Annotated in this window: 18 protein-coding genes and 1 tRNA gene; 8 read left to right on the top strand and 11 right to left on the bottom strand. The window is 72.0% G+C overall.

Going from position 1 to position 15,668, the window contains the following annotated elements; all coding sequences use genetic code 11:
- The first annotated feature begins 54 nt into the window (after positions 1 to 54).
- Positions 55 to 1,323, top strand: coding sequence for an MFS transporter (locus DVS28_RS07885; protein ID WP_164710150.1), 1,269 nt, complete (start codon positions 55 to 57; stop codon positions 1,321 to 1,323).
- 19 nt (positions 1,324 to 1,342) lie between these two features.
- Complete coding sequence (locus tag DVS28_RS30125; RefSeq protein ID WP_114594048.1) at positions 1,343 to 1,474, top strand: DUF4399 domain-containing protein; 132 nt, start codon at positions 1,343 to 1,345, stop codon at positions 1,472 to 1,474.
- Positions 1,475 to 1,537: 63 nt separating this feature from the next.
- Here DVS28_RS30125 and holA read toward each other — a convergent pair whose 3' ends face one another.
- From holA to DVS28_RS07865, 4 genes are read right to left on the bottom strand one after another with little or no spacing between them, the layout of a single operon-like run.
- On the bottom strand, positions 1,538 to 2,524 hold the full coding sequence (gene holA, locus DVS28_RS07875) for a DNA polymerase III subunit delta (RefSeq protein WP_114590978.1): 987 nt from the start codon (positions 2,522 to 2,524) through the stop codon (positions 1,538 to 1,540).
- Between the two features lie 49 nt (positions 2,525 to 2,573).
- A complete protein-coding gene (locus DVS28_RS07870; protein WP_164710148.1) occupies positions 2,574 to 3,389 on the bottom strand; it encodes an amidohydrolase family protein in 816 nt (271 codons plus the stop codon).
- Positions 3,390 to 3,412: 23 nt separating this feature from the next.
- Complete coding sequence (locus DVS28_RS28260) at positions 3,413 to 4,033, bottom strand: hypothetical protein (RefSeq protein ID WP_164710146.1); 621 nt, start codon at positions 4,031 to 4,033, stop codon at positions 3,413 to 3,415.
- 10 nt (positions 4,034 to 4,043) lie between these two features.
- Entirely contained in the window at positions 4,044 to 5,183 is a 1,140-nt protein-coding gene (locus DVS28_RS07865; RefSeq protein WP_216826470.1) for a helix-turn-helix transcriptional regulator, read from the bottom strand.
- Positions 5,184 to 5,259: 76 nt separating this feature from the next.
- Between DVS28_RS07865 and DVS28_RS07860 the strand changes: the two genes are divergently transcribed.
- The 3 genes from DVS28_RS07860 to DVS28_RS07850 all read left to right on the top strand — a co-directional run bounded on the left by DVS28_RS07860 (position 5,260) and on the right by DVS28_RS07850 (position 6,353).
- Positions 5,260 to 5,742 (top strand): cupin domain-containing protein, encoded by a 483-nt coding sequence (locus DVS28_RS07860; protein WP_174236195.1) that lies wholly within the window; start codon positions 5,260 to 5,262, stop codon positions 5,740 to 5,742.
- 108 nt (positions 5,743 to 5,850) lie between these two features.
- A complete protein-coding gene (locus tag DVS28_RS07855) occupies positions 5,851 to 6,057 on the top strand; it encodes a hypothetical protein (protein ID WP_114590976.1) in 207 nt (68 codons plus the stop codon).
- Between the two features lie 44 nt (positions 6,058 to 6,101).
- Positions 6,102 to 6,353 (top strand): hypothetical protein, encoded by a 252-nt coding sequence (locus DVS28_RS07850; protein ID WP_114590975.1) that lies wholly within the window; start codon positions 6,102 to 6,104, stop codon positions 6,351 to 6,353.
- Between the two features lie 60 nt (positions 6,354 to 6,413).
- On the opposite strand, the gene DVS28_RS07845 is transcribed toward DVS28_RS07850, so the two are convergent.
- The 3 genes from DVS28_RS07845 to DVS28_RS28255 all read right to left on the bottom strand — a co-directional run bounded on the left by DVS28_RS07845 (position 6,414) and on the right by DVS28_RS28255 (position 10,086).
- The gene (locus DVS28_RS07845; RefSeq protein ID WP_114590974.1) at positions 6,414 to 8,753 is read right to left on the bottom strand and encodes a ComEC/Rec2 family competence protein; all 2,340 of its coding nucleotides are present in this window, start codon (positions 8,751 to 8,753) and stop codon (positions 6,414 to 6,416) included.
- Positions 8,750 to 9,457 (bottom strand): ComEA family DNA-binding protein, encoded by a 708-nt coding sequence (locus DVS28_RS07840; protein ID WP_216826469.1) that lies wholly within the window; start codon positions 9,455 to 9,457, stop codon positions 8,750 to 8,752. Before DVS28_RS07840 ends, DVS28_RS07845 begins: the two co-directional genes overlap by 4 nt.
- A gap of 95 nt (positions 9,458 to 9,552) precedes the next feature.
- Positions 9,553 to 10,086: a helix-hairpin-helix domain-containing protein gene (locus DVS28_RS28255; protein WP_164710144.1), complete on the bottom strand. Its 534-nt coding sequence runs from the start codon at positions 10,084 to 10,086 to the stop codon at positions 9,553 to 9,555.
- Between the two features lie 69 nt (positions 10,087 to 10,155).
- On the opposite strand from DVS28_RS28255, the gene DVS28_RS07830 reads away from it, so the two are divergent.
- Both DVS28_RS07830 and DVS28_RS07825 read left to right on the top strand, forming a co-directional pair.
- On the top strand, positions 10,156 to 10,782 hold the full coding sequence (locus DVS28_RS07830) for a TenA family protein (RefSeq protein ID WP_114590973.1): 627 nt from the start codon (positions 10,156 to 10,158) through the stop codon (positions 10,780 to 10,782).
- Positions 10,779 to 11,390, top strand: a complete 612-nt coding sequence (locus tag DVS28_RS07825; protein ID WP_114590972.1) for a TenA family protein — start codon at positions 10,779 to 10,781, stop codon at positions 11,388 to 11,390. The genes DVS28_RS07830 and DVS28_RS07825 overlap by 4 nt, the downstream gene beginning before the upstream one ends.
- Positions 11,391 to 11,403: 13 nt before the next feature.
- On the opposite strand, the gene DVS28_RS07820 is transcribed toward DVS28_RS07825, so the two are convergent.
- The 3 genes from DVS28_RS07820 to DVS28_RS07810 all read right to left on the bottom strand — a co-directional run bounded on the left by DVS28_RS07820 (position 11,404) and on the right by DVS28_RS07810 (position 14,261).
- Positions 11,404 to 12,711: a D-arabinono-1,4-lactone oxidase gene (locus DVS28_RS07820; RefSeq protein ID WP_114590971.1), complete on the bottom strand. Its 1,308-nt coding sequence runs from the start codon at positions 12,709 to 12,711 to the stop codon at positions 11,404 to 11,406.
- A gap of 269 nt (positions 12,712 to 12,980) precedes the next feature.
- Positions 12,981 to 13,601 (bottom strand): pentapeptide repeat-containing protein, encoded by a 621-nt coding sequence (locus DVS28_RS07815; protein WP_164710142.1) that lies wholly within the window; start codon positions 13,599 to 13,601, stop codon positions 12,981 to 12,983.
- 66 nt (positions 13,602 to 13,667) lie between these two features.
- Positions 13,668 to 14,261 (bottom strand): hypothetical protein, encoded by a 594-nt coding sequence (locus DVS28_RS07810; RefSeq protein ID WP_216826468.1) that lies wholly within the window; start codon positions 14,259 to 14,261, stop codon positions 13,668 to 13,670.
- Between the two features lie 109 nt (positions 14,262 to 14,370).
- Between DVS28_RS07810 and DVS28_RS07805 the strand changes: the two genes are divergently transcribed.
- A complete protein-coding gene (locus tag DVS28_RS07805; protein WP_114590968.1) occupies positions 14,371 to 15,531 on the top strand; it encodes a malonyl-CoA decarboxylase domain-containing protein in 1,161 nt (386 codons plus the stop codon).
- A gap of 55 nt (positions 15,532 to 15,586) precedes the next feature.
- Here DVS28_RS07805 and DVS28_RS07800 read toward each other — a convergent pair.
- Positions 15,587 to 15,659, bottom strand: a tRNA-Ala gene (locus tag DVS28_RS07800).
- Positions 15,660 to 15,668 lie beyond the last annotated feature (9 nt).

Here is a 15,668-nt window from a genome sequence, read left to right as displayed (position 1 = left end):
GGCCGCACCCACCGAATGTGGCAGCGCCCCGTCCATGGGGCAGGCTGGCGTGGCGTGACCTCCTCCACCACCGACATGGACGATCCCGCGTCCGAGGACCGTCCTCGAGGCGCCGGCCAGCTGCTCGCCGATCGGCGGTTCGGTCCCTACGTCGTCGGCCAGTGGCTGTCCAACACCGGCAACTGGTTCCACAACGTCGCCATCGGCATCGTGATCTTCCAGGCGACGGGCTCCAGCACCCTGGTCGGCCTGGTGGGCGGCCTCCAGTACGCGTTCACGTTGTTCCTGGCCCCGTGGGCCGGCCAGCTGTCGGATCGCCTCGACCGCCGACGGCTGCTCGTCGGCGCCCAGCTGTCCGGGCTCGGTGGCGCAGTCGGCCTGGCCATCCTGCTGGCGTTCGTCGATCCGACCCCGGGGCTGGTGTGGCCCATCGCGCTGTTCACCGGCTTCATCGGAGCGGGCTACGCCATCGGCCTGCCGACCCTCCAGGCCTACGTACCCTCCCTGGTCCCCCGGCGGGACCTGGCGCAGGCCATCGCCCTGAACTCCGTCACGTTCAACCTCGCCCGGGCGATCGGCCCGGCGCTGGCCGGCGGCCTCGTGGCCGCGGCGGGGGCTGCGGTCGCCTTCGGCGTCAACGCCACCAGCTTCGCGATCTTCCTCGGCGTGCTGCTGTGGCTCGGCCGTCAGCGCGTCCTGGCCCCGCCGGAGCCGCACGAGACGTCCTCGGAGGAGTCCCGCTCGGTGTGGGCCGGGCTCGCCCTCGCGCGTCGGGACCGCGCCGTCGCGGTGCCGATGCTCGCGACGGTGGTGCTGGGCTTCGCAACTGATCCGGTGCTGACGCTGGCCCCTGCCCTTGCGGACCGGCTGGGATCCGGTGCGGCCCTGGTGGGCGGGATCGGCTCGGCCTTCGGGGCGGGCGCCACCATCTCCTCGCTCGCGGTGCAGCGCGTCCGCGCGCGGCTCGGTGCGCGGCTGCAGGCCGGCGCGGGCTTGGGTGTCCTGTCGGTGGGCCTGTCGGTAGGTGCGCTGGCGAGCAACCCGGTGGTCCTGCTGGCCGGGATGACCGTTGCCGGCGCGGGATTCCTCCACGCGACGACCACCCTGAACACCACCCTCCAGCTGTACGTGGACGACCACATCCGCGGACGGGTCATGGCCCTGTGGGGCATGGCGTTCCTCGGCGTGCGACCGATCGCCGCAGGGCTGGACGGTGCGATCGCCGACCGGGCCGGCCTGACCGTCGCCATGTTCACCGCAGTCACCATCGCCGCCGTCGCCGCGATGGCGCTGCTCCGCGAGTCCATCCAACGACCGCAGTAGTTGCCGTCCGGGGCGGCCTCTGGTCCGCGACGGGTCGACGAGCGCCGAGCTGGAGCTGGAGCCGGGCGAGCACACCCTGTGCCTGCAGGACGGCGACGGCGAGCACACCGCCCTGGACCTGACCGACGAGATCACCGTCACCGTCGAGTAGTCACTCGCGATCGACGACGGACGTGTCGACGGCCGGTCCCCTCGGGGCCGGCCGTCGACGTTGTCAGCGCAGGATCTCGCGGTCCGGGTCGGGGACGGGCAGCCGTTCCCTGCTCGCGACGCCCAGCACCGCGCGTTCGATCGCGAAGTTCTGGTCGAGGTCGCCCGACTTGATCTCCAGGTCACAGGCCGCGAGGTGTTGCAGCGCGGCGGTCAGCTCGCCGGGCCCGAAGTTGCGGCGGGCGCCCTGCAGCCGGTTGGCCATCGGGCGGGAGATGGACAGCCCGACGGAGCGCCCGTCGACGCCAGCCGCAACGGCGACGAGCTGGCGCATCTTGTAGGTGAGCGCGCCCAGGATCATCACGGGGTGGTCGCCCGCGTCGAGGCACCCGCGCAGCAGCCGCAGGGCCGTGGCCGGATCACGGTCACACATGGCGTCGGCGACGGCGAACGCCCCACGGGAGCCGTGGCCCACCACGACCTGGTCGACGACCTCTCGGGTGACCGTCTTCCCCTTCGGGGCGGCCGCACAGGCCTGGGCGACCTTCTCGGCGATGGCGTTGACCGACAGGCCCGAGGCGTCGAGCACGGCCTCGACCGCGTCCTGAGATGCCGACCGGTCGTGCAGCCGGAACTCGTCGTTGACCAGCGACCGCCAGGCCTTGTCCTCGAACTCGCGAGGCGGGGCGACGTCGACCCGTCCCCCGGCGGCCTTGACCGCCTTGGCCAGCCCCATGATGGCCTTGGTGCCGCTGGACATCAGGACGATCGTGGCCGACGCGGTCTGGTGCTCGATCTCGTACTTCAGCGCGTTGGCCGCCACCTTCGGCAACAGCTGGGCATCCCGGACGACGTAGGCGCGAGGAACGGCGAACAACGAGGCGGTGCGGAGGTCCGGGAGGGAGTCCTCGCCCAGGTCGCTGCCCCGGACCTCGGAGATGTCGAGCTCGCCGCCGGCCTCCTGCTTCAGCTCGGCCAGGAGGCGGTCGGCGGCCCGGCGGACGAGCAGCTGCTCGGGGCCGGTGAACAGGTAGGCAGGAGGTCGTGACATCACCGAGAAGTGTACGGACCGGGTACGACATCGGGCCCCGGCACGAGGGTCAGCCAGTCACCAGCCGACGGGCGTTGCCCCCGGTGATGGCGGTGTATGCCTCGGCCGACAGGTCCGACCGCTGCAACCACTCGATCACCCGGCCAGCGGGGACGGCGGTGTTGGGCATGTCGGTGCCCAGCAGGAGACGGTGGTGGTGGGCCTCCAGCTGATCGGCATCGAGGTCGACGAGCTCGATGACGACCGGGGTCAGGTCGGCCATCAGGTTGTCGTGACGGGCCAGCAGGTCCATGGCCGCGGCGGTGGCGGGGTGGGCGCAGTGGGCGATCACGAACGTGGTGTCGGGATGGCGGGCGGCCGCGACCCCGAGCGCGTCGAGCTCCTCGCCGGCGGTCCGTCCCGAGGGCGCGTGGCCGACGTGCACGACGACCGGTATCCCTCGCTCCCCTGCGACGGTCAGGGCCCCGTCGAGCCGAACGTCGTCCGGACCGTAGGAACCCACCGAGCAGTGCAGCTTCAGCACCCTGCCGCCGTCGTCGTGGGCGGCCTCGACGTCGCCGCCGGGATCGGCATCCGCCGGGTGGACCGTCAGCCCCGGGACCACCGTCATGCCGGCGGTGGACAGCGTGCGCGCCAGCGCCGCCACATCGGCGTTGAGGCGGGCAGCCATGCCCGGCTGGTGGGCATAGGGCAACGTCCAGGCGCTCGTGAACCCGTCGGCGAGGTGCGCACCCAGCACCTCGCCGGTATCCAGCGGATAGGCGAACCGGTCCATTCCCATGTCGGTGAACACCCGACGGATCGCTCGGGCGAGGCGATCCGGCAGGAGGTGGACGTGGCTGTCGACGAGTCCGGCGAGTTCCATGGTCGACAGGATGGCAGGTGGACTCAACCGACCCGCTGGAACAGGTACGCCGCGGCTGGTCGCGTCCACCCGACGCCCCGGCCCCGCTCGTGCAGCAGGTCCTTCGTCACCACAACGGGCGTCTTCGGCACCGTGTAGCGCTCCAGGTCCTCGTCCTGCACGCGGTATCGGTCCCCGTTGCGCACGACCACCCCGACCAGCCGGTACCGCGGATCGATGGACGCCATGGCCGCATCGCCATGGCTGGCGGTCGCCAGCAGCCATCCACCGATGCGCAGGTGCTCGGTGCAATGCTCGGAGACGAAACCTGCGTAGCACGAGAGGAGCAAGTCGACCTCGCCGTCCCCCAACGGAAGCGGCTGGGTGTAGTCGCTGGGCACGAACCGCCACCGCCGGTTCGCCGCTCCGGCCTCGACCAGCAGCTCGTCCACGCCGGCCGAGTCGGCGAAGAACCGTTCGGCGTTGCCGTCGGTGTCGACGTAGGTGACGTCGGGCCAGGCGATCGACGCCGCGATGTCCACCCACGACCCGGGGTACAGGACCGTGGTCGCGTCGACGTGCGCGGCGACGGCGTGGAACAGGCGCGCGCGATCGCCGTCGTGGGCGTCCTGGCGCTCCCACAGCTTGCGAGTGGAGTCCTTCACGGAGCGCAGGCTATGGCACAGCGGTCTGTTCAGCGGGTCGGGGGCCGGGGATCGGGGCGAGCGGCGAGGGCCCGTCACGCACCGGCAGTCCCTGCTCGGTTCGGCGTTCGTTGTCACGGACGCGCGCCAGGTAGCGGGAGCGGAAGACGAGGCTGACCAGCTCGCCGCGGCTGCCCGTTCCCGTCCGCGCCAGGATGCGGCTGGTGTGCTGCTGGACGGTGCCGGGGGTGATGCCCAGACGGCGCGCGATCTGGTTCGTCGACCGTCCGGCGATCACCTCGCGCACGACGTCGCGTTCACGCCTGGTCAAGCCGTACGCGGCCATCAGCAGCTCCGCCAGGCGCAAGGGGTTGGCGTCCTGCAGGACGACTGCGACCCGACCGGGGGGCTGCATCGGGGCGGCGTGCACGTCGACCCATCGGCCCGACGTGCCTCGCGCCCGCGCCAACGGCTCCCGCCCCGTCCGCGCCGCGCCGGCCGCCGCCACGACCACCGCCGGCAGCCGTCCCAGGTCGCCACCGAGCTCTGCCAGCCAGCCCGCCGCGGCCGGGGTTGCCGACACCGCGGCGTAGTCCCTGGAGAGCACGACCAGCCCCGGCGGGTCGTCGAGGTCGGGATCGCTGGCCTGTCCGTGGCACGCAGCGAACCGAGCCCCTTCGGCCAGCACTCGCCCGGCCGCGGCGGCAAGGGCTGTGTCGTGCTCGTCGAAGAGCGGCTGACCGGCCTCGCGGTACAGCCCGACCGCACCCCACGGGGTGCCGTCCGGTGTCCGCAGCGCGAAGATGAGCTCTTGTTCGCAGCCGAAGGGCTGCATCTCCTCGTGGAACTTCCGGGCGATTTCCGGACGGCCGCCGGTGGCGTCGTGCAGCGTCCCCACCCCGCTACGGGAACGGATCACGGCGGTCATGGCGTTGTGGTCCGGCGCGGTGTACTCCCGGGCGAGCCACTCGGTGGGGATCTCGGGCAGTCCCTCCTGGAAGTGGCTGGTCACGATGATCGATTCCGGGTCGACGGTGAAGAAGCACGGCGAATGGGCGTGGGGCAGTGCTTGTTGCAGGACAGGCGTGACCGTCCGCCAGAGGGTCACGAGGTCACAGCCGGCCCGCGCTGCGTCCTGCAGACGGCCCAGCACCCGTTGCGTCGATGACACCGCTGGCGCGACCACTGCCGGAACTATCACATTTGTGGGATGGGCACGGAAGCCCCGGATCGCCACCATCACCGTCATGACCACACGACTGATCCGTGCGGGCGAGGGAGCGATCCTCGGCCCGCCCTCCGGTGTCCGCGACCGGTTCGTCATCGACTCCAGGGACTGGGGTGGACGCTTCGCGTTGGTCGAGCACCTCCTCGCGCCACGATCCATCGCCGCACCGATGCATCGCCATTCCCGGGAGGACGAGTTCAGCATCATCCTGGAGGGGCGGGTGTGGGCGCGGCTGGGCGATGAAGAGGTCGTCGCGGAGGTCGGCGACGTCGTGGTCAAGCCGCGTGGTGAGTGGCACACCTTCTGGAACGCCGCCGACGAGCCGGCACGACTCCTGGAGCTGATCACCCCCGGTGGCCTGGAGGAGCTGTTCTGGACCATCGACCACACCGACGGCGACTTCGACTTCGCGACCGACCCGCGCATCCTTCCCTACGGCTGTGAGATCGACATGGCGGCAACCGAGCCGCTCGTCACCCAGCACGGCCTGACGTTCGGCTAGCTGGCCGGGCCGAGTCTCAGGCAGTCCTCATACATGCCTCAGGCTCGCCTCACACTCCTGGCGCATTGTCGTGGCTGTCAGCACACCCCAACCGAGGAGACGACCGCCATGACCACCACCAACGAACGCAACCCAACCGCTGCAGCTCTTGCCGTCCCACAGGAGGACTTCCGGAAGGTCCTGATCGCGTTCTTCCTCGCGCTGACCCTGTACCTCGCCGTGGCCCTCGGTGCGATGGCCGTCGGCAAGTACACGCTGGACGCGGAGATCGCCGAAGCTGGTCCCCCACCCGTGCAGATGACCGTCGAGGCATGAACCGGCCACTGACAAGGAAACGAGGAGGCTAGCCTCAACCCGACATGCATTCCGAGGCGAAGGAACCCGTCGTGAGGCCCTGCCCCAACTGCCAGTCCGAGCGGGTCTACAAGAGCGACAGACCAGTCGGCACCACAACGATCGGTGGCGAGCTGCTCCCCAAGCTCTCGCCGGGGCCACTCTCGTCGGCGAAGATGCGAGCGGTGGTCTGTGCCGACTGCGGCCTGCTCCGCTACTTCGTCGACGCCGCCGCACTCAGCAAGCTGGAGACGTCCAAGCACTGGACCCTCGTGTAGGCGGACCAAGGCCGCATCCCTTCGCCTCTGGCGACGCTGCGGGGCTGATACCTCCCGGACTCAAGGGCCTCCGTGGAGGGGCACCACGACATCGCCCGCCACGTCGGTCCGCCGGACATCCACCCCGACCAGGTCGGCCAGCACGTCGGGGTGGGGATGGCCGAACGGGTTGTCCTCGCCGGCGCTGATCACCGCGACCTCCGGTGTCGTCGCCGACAGGAACCCCTCGGCGTTGGTGTCCCCGCCGTGGTGGGGCACCTTGAGCACGTCGACGTCGATCACCTCCGGGGCCGCCAGGAGGCGCATCTGTGCGATGGCCTCGGTATCTCCGGTCAGCAGCGCACTCGCGCCGCCATCCACCCGGAGACCGAGGACGACCGAGCTCTCGTTGGCGTCCAGGGCGATGCCGCCGGCGGGTGGGGACAGGACCTGCACGTCGGTGGTACCGAACCGCCAGCCGGCGCCCTCGTGGACGAGCTGGACCGCGACCCCGGCGGCCTCTGCCTGCGCGACGACGCCGTCGGGGTCCTCGCTGGTGCTGGGGGTCAGCGGGCCGACGACGAGCGCCCCGACGTCGATGTCGTCGAACAGGCCGTCCAGCCCGCGCTGGTGGTCGTCGTGTGGATGGCTCAGCACGACGAGCCGGAGCGCGTCCACGTCGTGGCGGCGCAGGGCCTGACGCAGCGCGGCAGGGTCCGGACCGCCGTCGACCAGCATCCATCCCGCGGCGCCGTCCCCGACCAGCACTGCGTCGCCCTGCCCGACGTCCAGCGCGACCAGCACCACCCCCTCCCCCAGCGTGCCGGCCGGCGAACCCAACACCACCACGGCGACGATGGCCACCGTCGCCACGGCCCCCGACGCCCCGCCCGCCGTGCGACGCCCGACCATGCCGGTCCGGACGGCCACGACGACGAGCCAGCCGAGCAGCCCGATGCCGAGCACCCACGGTGCGGCTCGGTCGACCTGCTGTCCCACGGGACCGGCGAACGTCTCGGCCGCCCACACGACGACCGCCAGCGGCAGGCCGGCCAGCCACCCGAACAGCACCGCGACACCCGGCGCGAACGTGGCGACCAGCGCGGCACCGACACCGATCACGCTGCCGACCGCAGCGGCCGGCACCGCCACAACGTTGGCGAGCAGGGCCGACACGCCGACGTGCCCGCCGAAGAGGAGGAGGACCGGCGCGACCGCCACCTGCGCCCCGATGGTGGCGGCCAGCACGGTCCGCAGCCCCTCGGGTCCGGGCAGGATCCGGCGGACCCGTGGGGTCACCACCAGCACCCCGACGGTCGCGGCGACCGACAGGACGAAGCCGATCCGTCCGGCAAGCAACGGGTCGAGCAGGACCGCGAGGAGTACGGCCACCGACAGCAGGTGACCGGTGTCCCGCAGGCGGCCGAGCAGCGCGGCCACGAGGACGAGGCTCGCCATCAGCGCGGCGCGCAGCACGCTCGGCTCGGCCCTGACGAGGACGACGAACCACCAGACCGTCACGAGCGACGCGCCCCATCCCACCCGCCGTCCCAGTCCGATCAGCAGGCACGCGCCGAGCACTCCCCCGACGACCATCGCCACGTTCGAGCCGGACACCGCCACCAGGTGGGACAGCCCGGCGGCATCGACCGCGTCGGCCAGCGCCGTCGGTTGGCCGCGCACGTCGCCGGTGACCAATCCCGTCAGCAGGCTGGCCCGAGCCTCGTCGAGGGCGTCCGATGCGACCGTCCGCAATCGCTCACGCAACCACGTCGTGGCCGCGAGCCATCCGGGTGGCGCACCTGTGGCCTGCAGGTCGACCACCCGCACCTCCACCGCGGCCCCCTGGCGGGCGAACCACGCGGCCGCGTCCCCATCGATCGGGGAGGCCAACCCCGACACCCTCGTCGGCGTACCCAGCGGCGGGGTCGGCGCGCCGCTGCGCAGCACGACCCGTTCGCGGCTGCCGACCGGCTGGTCGCCGGGGACGGAGAGGGTGCGCAGCTGGGCCAGCGCCCACCATCCACCGAACGCCCCGGGCTGCGGATCGCCGGCCATGACGACATCCAGCTCGACAGCCATGTCCGGCGCAGTGCCGGTCGGGTCGCCGGTCACGCGGTCGGCCAGCGTGCCGTCCACGACCGACACCGCACGGCTGGCACCGCCGATGCCGGCGACGAGCGCGGTGATCACGGCGGCCACCATCGTCCAGCGCACCCGTCGGGCGGCCCCCTCGTGGGCAGCGTGCCCCGGCGTCGACTGCCCACGGGTGGACCCCGACGCGACGAGCACCACGACCAGCACCACGGCCAGCCCGACCGCGACCCACGTCAGCGAGAGCGATCCGAACCCCACCCAGCTGCCGACGAGCGCGCCGACCCAGGCGGCCGCTGCCACCACCGCTGCGGTCGGCCCGGTCACACGCCCACCCGGGACTCGAGGTCGGCGAACCGCGCCGGGCCGATGCCCGACACCTCCAGCAGCTGCACGACGTCGCTGAACCCCCCGAGCTCGTCGCGTCGAGCCACGATGCGTTCGGCGGTGACCGGCCCGACGCCCGGAAGCGACTGGAGGTCCTCGACGGTGGCGGCGTTGAGGTCCAGCCGTCCGTCGGCGAGGAGGGTCGGGCCGTCCGGTCCACCACCGGGGCCGGCCGCCACCGGCGGAGGCGCGGTCCCGTCGGTCACCACCACCTGCTCGCCGTCGACCAGGATCCGGGCGAGGTTCAGGACGCTGGTGTCGGCTGGGTCCACCGCCCCACCAGCGGCGACCAGCGCGTCGGCGACCCGCGACCCTGCGGGCAGCTCCACCAGCCCGGGCCGCAGCACGAGGCCTGCCACGTCCACCACAACCGTGGCCGTGGGGTCCGATCCGGGCGCCGGGGGGTCATCCGCGCCAGCGTCCTGACCGGACGTCCTGTCCGCGGGGGCGGTGGTGGATCCCGCATCGCCTGCACCGACGATGGCGATCGGTGCCTGCCCCGGGCCCGGGGACCGGTCGGTGCCGTTCCACCACACGACGACGGTCAGCGACACCGCGCCGAGGAGGAGGACGACGAGCGCGGCGACCTCCGCCGGAGTCATGCCGGCGCGCCTGGCCACCTCGGTCCACCCGTCGCTGCCCACGGACCCATGCTGGCCACAACGGTCGCGTCACGAGCCGCCACGTCGCCGCGGGTGTGGACAACTTCCCCCGGAACGACCCCCCGCTCGAGGAGGGGCTAGCCCTCCTCGACGAAGCGCGTGGCCTGCGCCACCCAGTCGTCGCGGCGGATGCGGCCGGGGAACTGTGACAGCCGCTCCTGCAGCGCGTCGACATCCTCGTCGGAGAGCGCCGCCAGCTGCGCGAACGTCGTGATGCCCTGCTCGTTCAGCAAGGCCTCGAGCTTCGGGCCCACGCCGCTGATGCGCTTGAGGTCGTCCGCCGGCCCATCGGGAGCGGTGGTGAAGGGGCCGTGCGGCGGCACGGGCAGGGGACCCGGTTCGGTGTCGTCGGCAGCCGAGGACGACGGCAGCACGATCTCGGCGGTGTCGGCCTCCGACAGGTCGGCCGCATCGTCGGCATCAGGCGCCGGCATGGCCGTGTCCGGCGGGCGCACCGAGGCGCTCTCGCGTGCCGGCGACGGCGCCATGAAGGGCTCGCTCGGCGACGAGGGAGCCAGCTCGGTCGCACCCTCCTGGCGCTGCTTGAGCACCACGGCAGCACCACCGGCCAGCACGACGAACAGCAACAGCTTTCCAGGACGAATCCGCATGGCAGCAGACGCTACCGCGAACGACCCCCCGCAGGCACACCGGTCCGGCCGTCTACCATCCCCGACGCCATGAACTCCTCCTCCCTGTGGGCGGGCAACGCCCCCATCGCCGATGCCTGCCTGGCCCATCCGTTCGTCACCGGCCTGGCCGACGGGTCGACACCGCTGGACGCCTTTCGCCACTACGTGGGACAGGACGCCTTCTTCCTCGACGCCTTCGCCCGCGTCTACGCGCTGTGCCTGGCGAAGTCGCCCGACCACGAGGCCCTGAGGACGTGCCGAACCCTCCTCAACGGGGCGATGGACGAGCTGGACCTGCACGCCGCCTACGCCGCGGAGTGGGACGTCGACCTGCACCCCTCCCCCACACCCGCCACACGCGCCTACACCGACTTCCTCCTGCAGGTCGCTGCGCTCGAGCCGGTGTCCCATGCGCTGGCAGCCATGGCGCCGTGCATGCGGCTGTACGCCTGGCTCGGCCAGCAGCTGCTTCCCGACCTCGACCCCGCGTCGCCGTACGCCGACTGGGTCCGGACCTACGCCGACCCCGAGTTCGAGGCCCTCGCCGCGACGCTGGAGGACATGATCGACCGGCTCGGCGGTGACCCGGGACGCATGGCCGAGCACTACGCCACCGCCATGCGCCTCGAGCACGACTTCTTCGCCAGCGCCCACGCGATCGGAACGGCCCGATGACCACCGCCTCGACCGCCCTGCTGACCGCCGACCGGGACCGGTGGACGAGGGCGACGACCTCGCCGTTCCTGGACGGCACCCGCGACGGCACGCTGGACGACGCCACCTTCGACCGCTGGTTGGAGCAGGACCACCGGTTCGTCGAGACCCTGGTGCGGGCGTGGGGGCTGCTGCTGCAGACCGCGCCCCGTGCCGACTTCCCGCTCGTCCTCGGCGGGATCAGCGCCTTCGTCGCCGAGCTCGAGTGGTTCGAGGAGGTCGCCGCCCGCCGGGGCCTGGACCTGACTGGTCCGGACCTGCCGCAGACGACCGCCTACAACGACGCCCTCCTGCGCCTGGCCGCCCGTCCCTATCCCGACGCGATCACCGCGATGTGGGCGGTGGAGGCGGCCTACCTGACCGCGTGGCAGGGCGCACTGCCCGGCGCACCCGCCTTCGAGGAGTACGTCACGCACTGGGCCAACGACGACTTCGCCGGGTTCGTCACCGACCTGTCGAAGGTCGTGGACCGCGAGCTGCCGGACGGCCCGACCGTCGCAGCCCGCGCCGCCGTCGACGAGGTGCTCGACCACGAGGCCGCGTTCTGGTCGATGACCCTGCCGGGCTGAGCGCGAGAGGGCGTCAGGAGATCGGGCCGAGCACCCGACGCAGGTACGGGGACTCGAGGACCCCCCGTGGGTCGAACCGGCGTCGGACCTCCACGAAGTCCTCCCAGCGCGGGTACAGCTCGGACAGCTCCTCGACGCCGAGCGTGTGCATCAGCCCCCAGTGGGGCCGCCCGCCGAATCCCCGGCACAGCTGCTGCACGACGCCGAACAGGGCCGTGTAGGGCATGCCGCGCACCGTGCGGACGGACACGACGAGCGACTCCCGGTCCCACATCGGGGAGAGCCACGCGCTGCGGTCGGCCGCAACCGTGCGGACCCGAACGGGCAGGACCAGGGGCAGGTCGTCGCGTGCCACGAGCGCCTCGAGCTGGCGGACGAGCGGTCCGAGCGCGTCGACCGGCACGGCGAAGGCCGTCGACTGGAACCGAAGCGGCGGCAGAGCCCGTGCGGCTTCGTGCCCGGGCCGCCGGCTGGCCACATCCCCGGTGGTGGCCGCCAGGAACCCACCCAGGACGGACGATCGCTCGGGAAAGGTCCGTGCGACCTGACCCGCCACCCAGGTGCTGCCGCGGTCGGCCAGCAGGTCAGCAGCTCGGCGGACGGTCATCGACGCGGTGGGCGGTTCGTCGGTGATGTCCCCCAACCGCAACCGAGCCCACCCGGTGTGGGGCAGCCACGAGAACTCGGCCAGGTCGTGGTCGGCAGTGTGGTGGGGGAAGTCGGCCAGGACGTCGTCCAGTCGTACCTTCGCCGTCCGGGTGGCCAGCACGACGGCGGGGGTGACCGCCATGCGCACCCGGACGATGACCCCCAGCGCGCCGAGCCCGAGGCGAGCGGCCGGCAGGTCGGCGTGGTCGACCCACCGCACCGTGCCGGTGCCGTCGACCAGCTCGACCCCCTCCACCGCCGTGTGCAGCGGACCGAGTCCCGAGCCGGTGTCGTGGGTGCCGGTCGACAGCGCGCCGGCGACGGTCTGGCCGTCGATGTCGCCGAACCGCGGCACCGCCAGGCCCGCGGCCGCCAGCCGGCGGGCGAGCACCCGCAGGGTCGTGCCACCGCTGACGGTGGCCGACCGACCGTCGGGGGTGATGTCCACGCGATCGTGGTCCAGCAGGTCGAGCTGGACCATGGTGTCCTCGCTGCTGGCGAGGGGGGTGAAGGAGTGTCCCGTGCCGGTCGGCCGGAGGGTGCCGCCACGCTCGCCCACCGCGGTGACGAGCGCGGCCAGCTCGGCGACGGACTCGGGCCGGACGAGGTGGGTCGGGTTGGCCTTCACGGCGCCGGACCAGCTGGACCAGCGGGCAGCGGTGGGACGTGGCATGCCCCCGATCCTGCCTCGTGCTGCCCCGCTGGCGTGCCGACCACGGGCGGTCGGTCACGCTGGGGAACGTGCAGGCGAAAAGGAAAGACGGCCACATCGCCTGAGGGGGTAGCGACGTGGCCGTCTGATCACCACAGTAACGAACCCATCCACTGTTTGCCGAGCAACTTTCGCCCTCCGTTCACCGAAAACGGCGATGCTCCGTCCGACGGGTGGCCGGTCGGACAGGGACGTACGCCCGACCGGTTTCGGAGACCGGTCGTGCACGATCAGGAGGTGGCGCGGAGGACGTCCTCGAGGGGGTCGGGCATCGGCACGGGGAGGACCTCCAGTCCCAGTCGCTGCAGCAGGGCGCCCGCCTCGGGAAGCGACACCTTGCACCCGCGGTACCGCAGGTCGTTGAGGTCGAAGGCGTAGCCGCTGGCACCGGTCAGGTCGGCGTCGACCAGGGTCGAGCCGTCGAACCGCGCGTCGGTCAGGTCGGTGAAGCGCAGGTCGGCACCGGTCATGTCGCAGCTGCCGAAGTCGACCTCGCGCGCACGGCACGCATGGATGACGACGTCGGTCAGCGTCACGCCATGGAAGGTCGAGTAGTCCAGCGTGCAGTCGGCGAACCGCAGGCCCGGACCGATCCGGAACGACGACCACGCCAGCGTCGTCCAGTCGACCCCCGAGAGGTTGGTCCGCAGGAACGTCGTGTCGTCGATCCGTGTCCCCACCATGGAGGCACGCCGCAGGTGACAGTCGACGAACCGACAGGACTCCAACCGAGCCCCGTCCAGCGACAGGCCCTCACCGGTCACGCCCTCGATGGTGCAGCCCACGAGCTCGGCCCTCCGGAGTCCGTCGAGGTCGGTGAGGTGTTCGTCCACGATCACGTCAGCGGTCATGCGCGCCACGGTAGGTCGACGGTGCGACATCGGCGGCACGCGGTCGGCCACGGCAGGACCGGACGGTCAGTCGAGCTCCTGCTCCAGGTTCGCCGCGACGGTCGCGACCAGCTCGCGGTCGGCGTCGGGGGCCTCGGTCGCGGCGATCGGGAAGTAGCTGAAGCGCACGTCCTCGGTCACGTCGACGTTCCAGGACCCGGTCTCCGACACCGTGGCCACGAGCCCCACCCCCTCCACCGGGGTTCCCAGCGGATCAGCCCGGCCGCTGGCGAACAACGACCGGGTCACGTCGTCCCGCGCCACCTCCACCTGCAGCACGACGGTGTGGATCGGGTCGGCGACGGTCCAGCTGCACGTCACGAAGTCGAGCGCATCATCGTGCTCGACGGTGGCCGACGGCGGCGCCTGCGGCACGGAACCGAACGCATCGAGGACGTCGTCGTCGGAGATCAGCCGCTCGCACAGTGATGCCTCGAGCAACCGGGCGGCGCTGCTGTCCGGATCCTCGACGCCACCGTCGGTCGACACCCGTGCCCCGGGCAGGTCGACGGCCGTCACGTCGGGGTCGATCGCGACGGTGTCGATGTCGTCGTCCTCGCCCGTGCACGCCACGACGAGCAGCAGGACGGCACCCATCACGGCCCGTCCTGTCCTCCGCACGCCAGGTCCCCTCCCTCTCACCCTTCGAGCCCGATCCTGACGGCACACCCTCCCAGAACGACACCGGGCCGACAAGGTGACCGGGACGGGCGGGCGGTAGGTTGCGGACGTGACGCCACCGACCACCCCCGATGCCGTGCTCCGCCAGTGCGAGGCCCTTCTCGACGCCGACAGCGAGGGGGTGCAGGCCAGCATCGCGGAACGGATCCTCGGTGGGTACCGCGGACTGGACGACGCCGGACGACGCGCGGTCCTGATCGGCCTCGGACGGCCACTGGACCCCGTGCCGGCTGCGGTCGTGGCCGCCGCCAGCGCATGGGACCACGCGCAGACCCCGGAGCGGCTCCAAGCGTTGCTGCGGGCCACGAAGCCTCCACGTCGTGAGCTGCTGCGCCGCCTGCACCTCGCCCACGGCGCCACACGGGCGCTGGTCGACCTGCGCCGGGACCTGCTGGTCGCCCTCGGGGACGAGCCGGACCTCCAGCGGGTCGACCTCGACCTGCGCTTCCTGCTGCGGTCGTGGTTCACCCGTGAGTTCCTCGAGCTCCGCCGCATCGACTGGACGACCCCGGCGTTCGTCCTGGAGCGGATCGCCACCAACGAGGCGGTGCACGAGGTGTCGGACTGGCTGGACCTTCGTGCCCGGGTACGGCCCTCCGACCGTCGCTGTTACGGCTTCTTCCACCCGGCGATGCCGGACGAGCCGCTCATCTTCGTCATGGTCGCGCTGACCGACACCCTGCCGACGACGATCGCCTCGGTCCTGGAGACCCACCGTGACGCCCTGCCCGAACAGGACGCGACGATGGCGGTGTTCTACTCGATCTCCAACTGCCAGCCAGGCCTGCGCGGGGTGTCGCTGGGCAACTTCCTCATCAAGCAGGTGGCGGCCACCATCGCCGCTGACCTCCCGCAGGTCACCACGTTCTGCACGCTGTCGCCGATCACCGGCCTGGCCGGCTGGACCGACGAGCCAGCGGAGGACCCGGCCGTCCAGGCCGCCGCGTACCTGGTCCGGGCCAGGCGCGACGACGGGCAACCGCTGGATCCGGTCGCCCGGTTCCATCTGGGCAACGGGGCGATCCTGGACCGCATCCTGCCCGACGCCGACCCCTCCCCCCGTGGGATGCAGCGGGCGTTCGGCACGATGTGCAGCTACCGCTACGACCTCGACCACGTGGCGGACAACCACCACGTCTACGCCACGGATCGCACGATCGTGACCGGCCCGGCGGTGGATGCCCTGCTGCGCGGAGCGGCCGGCCGGTGACGCGAGGCGGCCGCCCCGAAACGACGAGACCCGCCGGTTCTCGGCGGGTCGTTCGTGGAGCTGAGGGGAATCGAACCCCTGACCTCTACTCTGCCAGAGTAGCGCTCTACCAATTGAGCTACAGCCCCGTTGCGGGT

Source organism: Euzebya pacifica, assembly GCF_003344865.1.
Taxonomy (GTDB): Bacteria; Actinomycetota; Nitriliruptoria; order Euzebyales; family Euzebyaceae; genus Euzebya; species Euzebya pacifica.
This window is presented reverse-complemented; position numbering and strand designations above follow the sequence as displayed.

Bases quoted from the DNA above. Each gene is read 5' to 3' on its own strand.
- holA (WP_114590978.1), bottom strand. From the start codon at position 2,524: ATGTCACGACCTCCTGCCTACCTGTTCACCGGCCCCGAGCAGCTGCTC.
- DVS28_RS07870 (WP_164710148.1), bottom strand. From the start codon at position 3,389: ATGGAACTCGCCGGACTCGTCGACAGCCACGTCCACCTCCTGCCGGAT.
- DVS28_RS07860 (WP_174236195.1), top strand. From the start codon at position 5,260: ATGACCACACGACTGATCCGTGCGGGCGAGGGAGCGATCCTCGGCCCG.
- DVS28_RS07855 (WP_114590976.1), top strand. From the start codon at position 5,851: ATGACCACCACCAACGAACGCAACCCAACCGCTGCAGCTCTTGCCGTC.
- DVS28_RS07850 (WP_114590975.1), top strand. From the start codon at position 6,102: ATGCATTCCGAGGCGAAGGAACCCGTCGTGAGGCCCTGCCCCAACTGC.
- DVS28_RS28255 (WP_164710144.1), bottom strand. From the start codon at position 10,086: ATGCGGATTCGTCCTGGAAAGCTGTTGCTGTTCGTCGTGCTGGCCGGT.
- DVS28_RS07830 (WP_114590973.1), top strand. From the start codon at position 10,156: ATGAACTCCTCCTCCCTGTGGGCGGGCAACGCCCCCATCGCCGATGCC.
- DVS28_RS07825 (WP_114590972.1), top strand. From the start codon at position 10,779: ATGACCACCGCCTCGACCGCCCTGCTGACCGCCGACCGGGACCGGTGG.
- DVS28_RS07820 (WP_114590971.1), bottom strand. From the start codon at position 12,711: ATGCCACGTCCCACCGCTGCCCGCTGGTCCAGCTGGTCCGGCGCCGTG.
- DVS28_RS07815 (WP_164710142.1), bottom strand. From the start codon at position 13,601: ATGACCGCTGACGTGATCGTGGACGAACACCTCACCGACCTCGACGGA.